This window comes from Ruegeria sp. BHSA163 (genome assembly GCF_059613365.1).
In genome coordinates this window covers 252,887-264,469 of sequence record NZ_JBXWSJ010000001.1, presented here as the reverse complement: position 1 = coordinate 264,469, position 11,583 = coordinate 252,887, and the positions used below count along the sequence as shown (strand labels likewise).

Below are 11,583 nucleotides of genomic sequence, written 5' to 3'. Positions count from 1 at the left end.
TTTACCGACCCTTCGTGAAGCGCGCTTGGCGCGTGGATCGCGCCGACCTGATGGCCGAGATTCTGGAAAAGGCGTTTCATCTCGCTGAAAGCGGCCAGCCCGGGCCGGTACTGGTCAATGTCCCCATGGACATCTTTTCAGAGGTGATCCCCTCGGACAGTTTCGACCGTATCCGCGACAACACGCGCGCGCTCAAGAAACCGTCGATTGACGACGAGACAGCGGGAGAGATTGTCGAAGCGTTGGCTAAAGCCGAAAACCCAGTCGCTTATGTCGGGGGTGGTATTCTTCTGGCACAGGCCAGCGAGGAGTTGCGAGAATTTGTTGAACATATGGGCCTTCCAGTCGCGCATTCCCTGATGGGTAAAGGCGCGTTGCGAGACGACCATCCGCTTGTACTGGGAATGACCGGGTTTTGGGGCACCGAATTGGTCAACCAGTCCTGCTTGAATGCGGACTACATCTTTGCGGTGGGAACCCGGTTCAAAGAGGCCGATTGTTCCAGCTGGTATCCCGGCTATACGTTCAACATTCCCGGCTCGAAGGTCATCCATATCGACATCGAACCGCAGGAAATCGGTCGGAACTATCCCACCGAGATCGGCGTCGTTGCTGACGCCAAGGCCGCTTTGCGCGTCCTCAACCGGGTCGCCCGCGAGATGTATCCGGACGGTTTCAAACGCCCCGCTCTGGAACAGAAGATCGCCGACTTCCGAACGGATTTCAAAGCGCACAACGTGGAAATGGCGACCTCAGCAGCCTTTCCGATGATGCCCGAGCGTATTCTGGCAGATACCCGCCAGGCACTGCCCGAGGATGCCATCATCACCACTGACGTTGGGTGGAACAAGAACGGTGTCGGGCAACAGTTTGACATTTTGACGCCGGGTTCAATCCTGACCCCGGGTGGGTTCGCGACGATGGGTTTCGGTCCTCCGGGTGCGATCGGCGCGAAACTGGCGGCACCTGATCGTGTGGTGATCAGCCTTGTTGGCGATGGTGGTTTCGGCCAAAACCCGTCGATGCTGGCAACGGCCGTCGAACTCGATCTGGGCATTATCTGGCTGGTCATGAACAACAATGCCTTCGGAACCATAGCAGGTCTGCAAAAGGCGCATTACGGTCTGACCTATGGAACCACGTTCCCCGGATCAGCCGCCGCACCCGCAAACGGACCGGGCTATGCCGACATAGCGCGAGCCTACGGCGCGGAAGGGCACAGACTCAGCGCTGCTGACGAGTTGTTGCCTGCATTGGAAGCGGCAATCGCCAGCGGCAAACCAACCGTGCTGGATGTGCCAATGATCAACAACCCGACACCAACGACCGGTCATTGGAACATCCTGGACATTTATTCGCCGGACAAGGATGTTTCTCACGTCGCGACCTGACGATACTGAGCGCGGTAACTCGAACTGACGCGAGAAGACTACGAGCAGAGGCTCTTCAATCCATCGAAGACCAACCTGAATTTCCACGCCCACATCCTGATGACGACGCGGAAGGTTGATAGGATCACTGGCGATTTTGGTGAGAAAACGCGTATTCTTGACGACAGAACCTCAGGCCCTGGAGAAATCAAGCGTATCCGCGGAGAATGGGAAAAGCGGACCAACGCGGCCCTGCGCAAGATTGGCTCCCACGCGCGGGTTGATCTTCGTTCGTATGCCGAGATGGTCGAGACAGGCGATGCACCGCAAGGCCTGGCAAGACAAGATCATGTCGGGCCACGCAGATCCGCCAGGTCGCGCCGCAGACTGCAAGAAAGCGGAAGCGACGACACAGTTGCCGGAGTGCGGCGCCAGGCTGTCCATGAACACAATTCAACACTCTGGCACTCGTGGTTGCAGCTGCGCGCCCTGGAGCGTCAGAGAGACGACCTCGAAGTGGAGCGTATCGCGCGGGTGAGAGAGGCTGCCCGCAAAAAAACGGCCAGCGATGAGAAACGTCGAATGCTGGAGGCGAGATCCGAGCGCGAAGTGAAAGCAGCGCTGGAAGCTTCGTCGCAAATAGAATGTCTCAGAACCGAAACAGTATACCAGAAAGCGGTGCGATACGGTATTCTCAGAAATTCCCTTTATGCTGGCATACTCGTTTGGGATCGCGTCAAAATGGTACGAAACCCGACAACAGGCAAAAGGGTGAGCCGTGAAAAGCCTGACGAAGACTGGAAATTTGCGGAAGTTCCGCACCTTCGTATTGTCGAAGAGGAACTCTGGGACGCAGTTCAGAGGCGTTTGGCCACGCAGTCTGCGGCCAAGCGATCGGGAAAATCGACCCGAAACCCTGTGCGCCCGTTCTCCGGGCTGATCAAATGCGGGTGCTGCGGTGGCGGCATGTCGATTCATGACAGAAACGGCAATGCCATCCGCATCCGTTGCTCAACGGCCAAAGAGAGTGGCTCCTGCAACAATAACGGGAAGGTTCGCCTCGACAAGATCGAGGGCGCTCTGCTGACCGAATTGCGAAAGGAGTTGTCTAAGCCAACCTGCATCGATGAGTTCATCCGCACCTACAATGAAGAACGTCGCGAACTCAACGCAGCGGACAAACCGGACAGGAAGAAGCTCGAACGCGCTGTAGCAGAAGCTAACAAGCTGCTATCGCGCCGTATCGAGCTTTTTGAGATGGAAATTCTTGAAGGTGTCGAAGGCGAGGCAAAGTTGAACGAGGCCAAAGAACGCGCCTCAGTTGCCGCGGACGAATTGGCCAGCTTTGACGAGAAGGAGAAGGCGCTCGAATTCAATCCTGCGACAGCATCCAGTTATGTCACGGCACTGGATGAAATGATCTCTTCCATGCAGACGCACGACGGCAATCCGAATCCAAAAGCACGTGATGCGGTGCGCGGCTTGATTTCGGAGATCGTTGTGTCTCCGACCGAGGAAGGCGGCGTGCCGGTCGAAGTGAAAGGCCGCCTTAGCGCCTTGGTTTCAAACCGTTCCAAAAAGGTGGGGGGTTTGGTGGTAGCGGAGGAGGGACTTGAACCCCCGACACGCGGATTATGATTCCGCTGCTCTAACCACCTGAGCTACTCCGCCACGAGTGAATGGCGATTTAAGCGAGGGGCAAGGGAGGGTCAAGAGGAAAAAACTGCTCCGTCTGGGTTTGTTGTTGTCGGGTATCCTTGACTGATGTCATTTGGAGGCGGCCTCAGCGACGGAGCGAATGAAGCCGGCACATTCTTTAGGTGCTGTGATTAAGATCATGTGACCACGTCTGTCCATTTCTTGATAATTCAGACCAAAAGCCGTCATGGGGGCTCCATGAACATGTGCAGAAAGAACCGGGTCTTCTGCGCCGAATAGCACGCCTCCCGGAACAGTGAGATCAGCATATCTTTGGCTGAGCAAACCTATGCTGGATTCTGCGCCCACTACGTCTTGCGAGGCGGTAATAAAGGCCGACGGGCGCAGCCCCAATGCGCCCCCGGCGCGATCTAGAAAGTCTGTTGGAGCGGGCTCGGGCGCAAACACATCTTTCAGCACAAATGGGGCCGCTTTGCGTGCCAATGGAACAGCGAAAGTGTGCCCGATCAGGTTGCGCAACCACGCGGTTCGAATTTCTAAAGGTTTGAAGACCGGAGGTGTGTCGGGCATTTCGTGGGTCAACGGCGAAAGCAGGGCCAGTGCTTTTGTAGCCTGAGGAAATTCAAGCGCCATTGACAGGGAAACGGCACCACCCAGCGAATGTCCGACCAAAACGGCGTTTTCTATGTTTTGGCTTTGCAGGAATTCTTGGATCATACGTCCCTGCTGGGGCAGAGATGCGAGCCGTGGGTCGTCACGAGTGGAATAGCCGCAACCTGGCCGGTCCACGGCCAAGACGTGAAAGTCGTTCGATAGCTCATCTACTAATGCGTACGTAAAGTGCTGAAGTTGACCCGAAAGTCCATGTATCATGACGATGGTCTGATTGTTGGGATCTCCGCGCTCAACAAAATGGATGCTTCCTCCAGAAACAGTTATAATTTTACCAAGTTGTGGAACAGTTTTTAACCCTTCCCGAGTTAGGCGACGTGTCCAGAGGTTCATCATCACGAGTAAAAGGATGAGAAGAAGGACAACTGTAAGCAAAGCCGTCATCTCAAATCTCTCCCGTTTGGCCAGACTCGGCAAAGCCTGTAAGCTAAATTTCAGTTTCCATATTGACCAAAGATGGCGTTCATGCGTCAAAAACCTCGGGTCGGTAGGCCGGTTAAGTTAGTTCTTCAAGCAATGTAGTAGTTCACTTGGGTGCATTTTTTCTTTTAGACCTCGGGCAGGGTCACAAGTTTTCGATCGAGCATTCCTTGTAACCGGATAAGATATTCTGTCAGGGTTCTTCGGTTTCGTTTAGGGTGTCCAAAGTGGGGCGAGGCAGCCCTTCGAGCAATTGAAACACTGCCCTCCTGCACTCAGCGCCTGTCCAGTCGGGTGGGAAAAACTCTGGTGGTAGATCTGGTTGGCGTAATACCACCCGCCGCCACCGATGTACCAAAAGTAATCTCAAAGTGGCGCTTTCTGTTGGTGTGGGTCGCCACGCCGCTGGCCTGGTGCGCGCCGTACGCTGCGCGGAGACCATTAATTCGCGGCAGGAACTGCGAAGATCTGTTGAGCAAAGACTCTGCTGAACCCATTCGGGCACTGAGCGGGCGGTAACCTCAAACGCCAGCAATCCATCCGTTCGTTCCGGTACTGGACCGGGACCCAGAGCAACAGTGCGACTGATCGGAGTGTAATCATTGCTGAGCATCATATCTTCCAGCAATGGAGTTCCGGAACCTTCCTCGGCTATCAGCAAATGCCAATGACTGATGGGCTTTGGGATTTGGGCGTAGATTCTGGGCGACACTGCAATTGACTGCGTACGCCCAAAGTCGGTCAGGAAATGCCGCGAAACCCGCCCGATGCGGTCACTTTCGATCCAGCCGTCCTTTCGCAAACGGTGCAGCGCTACCCTAATTGCTTCGGGTTTGACGCCAATTGGCTCGATAATACGTGTTAAGGCACCGCCAGAAATCTGAGAGCCGGGTTCTTGGGCAAGATCACCAAACAGGGATACGATTATAGACCAAACCCGCTGATTTTGCGGGTCTGTCAATTCGGCGACTGCGGACTGGAACCACGTGTCTGTACTGACCATGAAAACAGTTTAACTTATTCGGAGAAATAAGAAAAACACATTCCCCATAATGCAGGATCAATCGGCGCACATGGTCAACAAATCGTATTCCGCGACCGCTTCGTCGTTTTGGTTTGCGACTGTTACATGCCAGCGTACTTCGCCATAATCTTCGTTTCGGGGTGTTTTCTGTTTGACAGTCAGGCGAACCTTGATCGCATCCCCAGGTGACACCGGTTTCAAAAAACGCAAACCGTCCAGTCCGTAATTCGCAAGAACAGGGCCTTCACTCGGCTCTACGAAAAGGCCCGCAGCAAAACTCAGCACTAAATAGCCGTGGGCGACCCGCCCCGGGAAGAAAGGATTTCGCTCTGCCGCGGCTTCGTCCATGTGGGCATAGAACGTATCGCCAGTGAAATTGGCGAAATGCTCGATGTCTTCGAGAGTTATCGTTCGGGCTTCTGTGTGCAATGTCTGACCTGTACACAACTCGCTGAATTTGTAGGTAAACGGGTGATGAGGCTTTTGGATTTCAGTTGCGCCTGGAACCCATTTCTGCCCAATTTGGGTCAGCATATCTGGCGAGCCTTGAATGGCGGTTCGTTGCATATAGTGTTTGACCGCGCGGACACCGCCCAGTTCCTCGCCCCCGCCCGCGCGTCCAGGCCCACCGTGCACCATATGCGGCAACGGAGACCCGTGCCCAGTCGATTCACCCATCGAAGTGCGGTCATTAATGTAGATGCGTCCGTTGAAAGCCGCTGCGCCGATCACAACCTCACGTGCGACGTTGGTGTCGTGTGTGATCAGCGACGTCACAAGTGAACCGCCGCCCCGATTGGCAAGCGCAATAGCGTGGTCCACGTCTCTATAGCCCATTATCGTTGATACAGGCCCAAAGGCTTCGGTTTCGTGAACATGTGTTGCTGTGTCCGGAACACCGCAATAAAACAGCATTGGAGGAACAAAGGCTCCGTTTGAAACACCCTCGCCTTGAAGCTCGAATGCATCGGGTTCGCCGAAAACCTTTTCACTCTCCGTAGCGATTAAGTCAGCTTTGGCCATGACGTCGGCCTTTTGCGCGCCAGAGATCAAGGGGCCCATCTGAGTGTCGTCAATTCGGGGATCACCTATTGTCACGCGCGCCAGACGTTTCGTCAGGGCCTCGATCAATGCCGAGACCTGTACTTCGGGTGCGATAATGCGGCGAATGGCAGTACATTTCTGCCCTGCCTTTACAGTCATCTCGCGGCTGACCTCTTTAACAAAAAGATCAAATTCCGGCGTTCCGGCGACGGCATCTGGACCAAGGATCGAGGCATTCAAACTGTCCTGTTCAGCGACGAAACGGACAGAATTCCGGATGAGCGCATGAGTTTGGCGTAATTCCAGTGCCGTTTTAGCTGACCCCGTGAAACTTACTACGTCCTGACAATCAAGCCGATTCAGCATGTCGCCAAGGCCGCCCGACACCAGCTGCAACGCGCCTGCCGGTAAGAGGCCGCTTTCTAGCATTATGCGAACTGCCAACTCGGCAACATAACAGCTATTCGTCGCTGGCTTTACGATAGCGGGAACTCCCGCCAGCAAGGTGGGCGCCAGTTTTTCCAGCATGCCCCAAACTGGAAAATTGAATGCGTTGATATGGATCGCCGCCCCCAATAAAGGAGAGCAGATGTGCTGACCCAGAAATGTTCCCTCCCGAGAAAGCCGCTCAACCTCGCCATCAAGATAGACTTGTGTATCGGGCATTTCGCGTCGGCCCTTCGATGCGAAGACGAACATCGTACCGATGCCGCCGTCGATGTCGATGAGATGATCTTTCTGCGTCGCGCCGGTCTGAAAACTCAGGTCATACAAAGCTTGTTTGTGTTTAGACAGCTCTTGCGCCAAGGCCTTGAGCATCCGTGCTCGTTGATGAAAGGTCATTTTCCGCAGGGCCGGACCGCCAGTTTCCCGCGCATAATCCAGCATGGCCTGCATATCCAGATCGCTACTTCCAGCAGTTGCGAAAGGTTCACCTGTAATGGCTGATGGTACCACTCGTGCTCCGCTTCCGGGTTTTATCCAAGAACCCGCAGCGAAACTGGAGATTTGATGCAGGGACATATATATTCTCCTGTTTTTTGAGTTTCAGCCGGATGTTGTTGAACGCACGAGTGCGAACCTTAAGGTCGCAGGCTTGCAGGGCTCCATAATTTATTGACCAACCGTTCGGTTTATGCAAGAATTTTGTTGGGTCACTTGTAAGGCGAACAGGAAATGTCCGATACAGTTCTTTCGCGAAACCATGGTCAATGGGTTGAAATCACACTGAATCGGCCTGATCGTCTGAACAGTTTCACCGACGAAATGCATCTCGCCCTGCGTACGGCACTTGAGGTTGCCCGCGACGGTGGGGCAAGGGCAATTTTGCTCACTGGCGCAGGGCGTGGATTTTGTGCCGGGCAGGATTTAGCGGATCGAAATCCTGCTAAGATGGATGGGCCACCGGATCTGGGAAGCACGGTTCGAACTTACTATGCGCCATTGGTTCGCCTGATCCGGTCTTTGAATTTTCCCGTTGTTTGCGCAGTAAACGGTGTCGCGGCGGGTGCAGGAGCTAACGTCGCTTTAGCTTGTGACGTTGTACTGGCCGCGGAGACAGCGAAATTCATTCAGTCTTTCTCGAAGGTCGGCTTAATCCCCGATACCGGTGGCAGTTGGCACCTAACGCGATTGTTGGGTGAGGCTCGTGCAAAGGGTCTGGCTCTTACTGGGCAACCCTTGATGGCGTCTCAGGCGGAAGACTGGGGATTGATTTGGAAAGCTGTGCCGGACGACGTACTGATGTCAGAAGCCCGCGCGTTGACTGCAGATCTGGCTTCCGGGCCGACCCTTGGGCTTGCTATGACAAAACAAGTAATTCAGACGGCAGCGACAAACAATCTATCCGAACACCTAGAAGTTGAGGCCGATGCAATGCGCGTTTGCGGTCGAAGCGCCGATTACGCAGAGGGTGTCACGGCATTCCTTGAAAAGCGTGCCCCGGTTTTCCGAGGTGAATGAGATGACGCCAAAAATACGTGCTGAAAAATCGGCAGCTGCTATGTGGAGCCGGGACCAAGCCTCGCAATGGGTTGGAATGGAACTCGTCGAAATCGACGAGGGGACCGCAACGCTCGCTTTGCTGGTCGAGGGCCATCACTGTAACGGGCACGGGATTTGCCATGGTGGTGTCACGTTCATGCTGGCCGACAGTGCTTTCGCCTTTGCCTGCAACAGTCGCAACAGCTCGACCGTCGCGCAACATAACGTTATCAGTTATGTCGCGCCAGCGAGAGCTGGCGATCGTTTGACAGCCCATGCTGTAGAGCTGAACCTGACAGGGCGAAGCGGCATTTACGATGTGACGGTCATCAATCAAGACAACCTAAAAATTGCCGAGTTTCGTGGATTTTCCCGCGCACTCGGTAACCCGGTATTCGAGGAGACCTGAGATGAGGTGGATTGGATGAAAGATTTGACACCGAACAAGGCGGACCTTGAACCAATCGAAATCGCATCAATTGATGAAATCCGCGGGTTGCAGTTGGATCGCCTGAAATGGTCACTTAGACACGCGTATGAAAATGTTCCCATGTATCGCAAAAGGTTTGAAGATGCAGGCGTTCATCCGGACGATCTGAAGACGCTCGGAGATCTTGGCCGGTTCCCGTTTACGTACAAAAATGACTTGCGCGACAATTACCCTTTCGGTCTTTTTGCCGTGCCGCGCGAACAAATCATACGCATCCACGCGTCGTCGGGAACGACCGGCAAGCCGACTGTCGTTGGTTACACGCAAGGCGATATCGATACTTGGGCCGATTTGGTCGCCCGGTCCTTGCGTGCCAGCGGGTTGCGACAGGGGAACATCATCCACTGCGCCTATGGTTATGGTCTGTTTACCGGCGGGTTGGGCGCGCATTATGGAATTGAACGCCTGGGCGCCACAGTCATCCCAATGAGCGGGGGCCAAACCGCCAAACAAGTCGACCTGATAAACGACTTTAAGCCAGACGGGATAATGGTGACGCCGTCTTATATGCTCAACATTCTTGAGCAATTCCATAAGGTCGGTTTGGATCCTCGGCAAAGCTCGCTGGCCGTGGGAGTATTTGGGGCAGAGCCGTGGACGGATTCGATGCGAGCCGAAGTCGAGCAAGCCTTCGATATGCATGCGGTCGACATATATGGACTGTCCGAGATCATAGGGCCGGGCGTTGCCAATGAGTGCGTTGAAACTAAGGACGGGCCGGTGATTTGGGAGGATCACTTCTACCCAGAGATCATCGATCCAGAGACCGGAGAGGTATTGCCGGATGGTGAAATGGGAGAGCTTGTCTTTACGACGCTTACGAAAGAAGGGCTGCCCATGGTCCGCTATCGTACGCGCGATCTGACACGGCTGCTTCCGGGGACGGCACGCTCAATGAGACGTATGGAAAAAATCACAGGGCGTTCGGATGATATGATCATCCTGCGTGGCGTAAATGTGTTCCCCAGTCAGATCGAAGAGCAGGTGCTCGCAACAGTCGGTCTTGCGCCTTATTACCAAATCGAACTTTTTCGCGCCGGCCACATGGACGCGATGCGCGTTCACGTCGAAGCCATGCTTTCTGTTTCTGATGAGGCTAGCCGGAAAGAGGCATCCCAAAAGCTGGAACGCCGAATAAAAGACGTCGTTGGACTTTCGACTGAAATCCATGTCGGGGAACCAGGCACTGTTGAGCGAAGCCAGGGCAAGGCCCGACGTGTCATCGACAACCGGAACAACTAACCCTTTTCTGGAGATAACAGATTGGCCCGCACGATCGCCAAAGACCACGACCACAAACGCGCCCGTATTCTTAAATCTGCGGCGCATGTTTTCGCGCGCGAAGGGTTCGATCGGGCCTCGATGACGCAACTAGCCACCGAATGCGGAATATCAAAAGCCAATATCTACCATTATTACGAAAGCAAAGACGCAATCTTGTTCGATATGCTGGACACCTATCTGCGGCAGTTGCGCGATGGAATTTTAGGATTAGATATGCGGGGCCTGTCCGCGCCCGACAAGCTGCGCAGGGCAGTGCGGGAAATCCTACTGGCGTATCAAGGTGTGGATGACGAACACCGGGTTCAAACCAGCGGTATGTCTGCGTTGCCTCCAGATCAACAAAAGCTTCTAAAAAGTTACCAGCGGGAGTTGGTGCAGTTTCTGAGCGACATCATTGGCGACATTGCTCCTGATGTTTTCCGGGGCAACCCGGCCAAATTGCGGGCTACTACGATGTCGATATTTGGGATGCTGAACTGGTTTTATATGTGGAATACCAACGCGGACGCCGAAGCGCGGACGGAATATGCCCAGTTGGTCTGTGATCTGGCGCTAGAGGGTGTGCGCGGACTCTAAATCTTGGCTCGCAAGCGTTTGATTGGGCCCCCAAGCAATTAAGTGTTAATTGGACTCAGGAGGCTCGCAATGAATGACCCCGAACGATTTGAAAAGTTCTACTTCGCCAAAGTCGGACTGGGCGAGGCATGTGGCTGCGCTGAAAAAATAATCGATGTTTTTGAATTCAATCGCCAAGGCGGTTCTTCGGCCAAGTTGGGTTTGAAATCGGTAAAATCCCGGCGAAAATCGCTAAGGTCGTTTGCCTTGAAATACGGCCTAATTAGCCGAAAGCGCCTCAGTTAACCCTTTACGGTTTCGTCAGGCCCAGTTGATCCAGAAGGTCTGACGCCTTTTTTGTCCAACTACGTTTAAGTTCGGGGCCAGATTTATGACGAAGGCCCATTTTTCTCAGGTTTTCGGTTTTTTCTACGTTCCCCGAACCAAAGCTGGCCGCCACGCGCGGCCACCAATAGTCTACCGAGTTTTGCATTGTCTCGGTTTCCCCTTGTGCAACCAACTTGATGGCACCTTCCAAAGCAAGTTCACCGTGGTGCTCTTCAATAGGTGAAATCTCGCGGAATGCCTCGGCCAACGGTTGATAAGAGATTGATGAGAACTCGGCCAGTTGTTCGACCACCGCGTTGCTCATCAATAGGTTCATTACGACAGCGTCGGTCCAACCTTGAATCGGGTAGTTGAATACAGCCAAGCGCATATCGTGTTCGCTGCGCACGGCGCCAATATCAGCACCGCGGGCCAAACGTGCCGTCCAAGGGTGATGCGTGGCGTATCTGTCTGTATCTACTCCGAATTCCCCCATAATCCTCAGGACGCGCTCGGCGCTGTCCGTTTTTTCCAGAACGATACGCGCGGCGGCGATCCGTTCCTTGATCCCCGGGCCAAGATTGATTGCGTCCGCAAAACCCGCCGCACCGGCCAGTTCACTGTCAACAAACGTGGCCATCAGTTTCATCAACTCAGCGCGATATCTGGGTGGGACATTGGTGGGGTTTGTCAAAACGCCACCTGCGGCGAGATAGCTGTCGATGGACATGGCGTCTGACATTGGCTTTTCCCCT

The 11,583-nt window shown here is 54.2% G+C and carries 11 protein-coding genes and 1 tRNA gene; 7 read left to right on the top strand and 5 right to left on the bottom strand.

The features are described 5' to 3' along the window. On the top strand, window positions 1-1,391 hold a 1,391-nt coding region (locus AC2FNV_RS01285; RefSeq protein WP_496772178.1), incomplete at its 5' end, for a thiamine pyrophosphate-binding protein. A 24-nt stretch (window positions 1,392-1,415) separates the two neighbouring features. Then, a complete protein-coding gene (locus tag AC2FNV_RS01280) occupies window positions 1,416-3,008 on the top strand; it encodes a recombinase zinc ribbon domain-containing protein (RefSeq protein WP_496772182.1) in 1,593 nt (530 codons plus the stop codon). On the opposite strand, the gene AC2FNV_RS01275 is transcribed toward AC2FNV_RS01280, so the two are convergent. From AC2FNV_RS01275 to paaZ, 4 genes are all read right to left on the bottom strand, one after another. Continuing rightward, a tRNA-Met gene (locus AC2FNV_RS01275) sits at window positions 2,965-3,041 on the bottom strand. The genes AC2FNV_RS01280 and AC2FNV_RS01275 overlap by 44 nt on opposite strands. A 96-nt stretch (window positions 3,042-3,137) precedes the next feature. Then, entirely contained in the window at window positions 3,138-4,085 is a 948-nt protein-coding gene (locus AC2FNV_RS01270; RefSeq protein WP_170604471.1) for an alpha/beta fold hydrolase, read from the bottom strand. A gap of 229 nt (window positions 4,086-4,314) precedes the next feature. Beyond that, window positions 4,315-5,082, bottom strand: a complete 768-nt coding sequence (locus AC2FNV_RS01265; RefSeq protein WP_367648113.1) for a PaaX family transcriptional regulator C-terminal domain-containing protein — start codon at window positions 5,080-5,082, stop codon at window positions 4,315-4,317. A 99-nt stretch (window positions 5,083-5,181) separates the two neighbouring features. Next, a complete protein-coding gene (paaZ, locus tag AC2FNV_RS01260; RefSeq protein ID WP_496772176.1) occupies window positions 5,182-7,212 on the bottom strand; it encodes a phenylacetic acid degradation bifunctional protein PaaZ in 2,031 nt (676 codons plus the stop codon). Window positions 7,213-7,365: 153 nt separating this feature from the next. Between paaZ and paaG the strand changes: the two genes are divergently transcribed. The 5 genes from paaG (at window position 7,366) to AC2FNV_RS01235 (ending at window position 10,807) form a co-directional block, all read left to right on the top strand. Continuing rightward, a complete protein-coding gene (gene paaG / locus AC2FNV_RS01255; protein WP_170604477.1) occupies window positions 7,366-8,151 on the top strand; it encodes a 2-(1,2-epoxy-1,2-dihydrophenyl)acetyl-CoA isomerase PaaG in 786 nt (261 codons plus the stop codon). A gap of 1 nt (window position 8,152) precedes the next feature. Further along, a complete protein-coding gene (gene paaI / locus AC2FNV_RS01250) occupies window positions 8,153-8,581 on the top strand; it encodes a hydroxyphenylacetyl-CoA thioesterase PaaI (RefSeq protein WP_170474052.1) in 429 nt (142 codons plus the stop codon). A gap of 15 nt (window positions 8,582-8,596) precedes the next feature. Next, window positions 8,597-9,904, top strand: coding sequence for a phenylacetate--CoA ligase PaaK (paaK, locus tag AC2FNV_RS01245; RefSeq protein ID WP_170610390.1), 1,308 nt, complete (start codon window positions 8,597-8,599; stop codon window positions 9,902-9,904). A gap of 21 nt (window positions 9,905-9,925) precedes the next feature. Beyond that, window positions 9,926-10,522 (top strand): TetR/AcrR family transcriptional regulator, encoded by a 597-nt coding sequence (locus AC2FNV_RS01240; protein WP_170604481.1) that lies wholly within the window; start codon window positions 9,926-9,928, stop codon window positions 10,520-10,522. A gap of 69 nt (window positions 10,523-10,591) precedes the next feature. After that, window positions 10,592-10,807: a hypothetical protein gene (locus AC2FNV_RS01235; RefSeq protein ID WP_170604483.1), complete on the top strand. Its 216-nt coding sequence runs from the start codon at window positions 10,592-10,594 to the stop codon at window positions 10,805-10,807. A gap of 4 nt (window positions 10,808-10,811) precedes the next feature. Here AC2FNV_RS01235 and AC2FNV_RS01230 read toward each other — a convergent pair whose 3' ends face one another. Next, a complete protein-coding gene (locus tag AC2FNV_RS01230; protein WP_170604485.1) occupies window positions 10,812-11,570 on the bottom strand; it encodes a Phenylacetic acid catabolic protein in 759 nt (252 codons plus the stop codon). Window positions 11,571-11,583 lie beyond the last annotated feature (13 nt).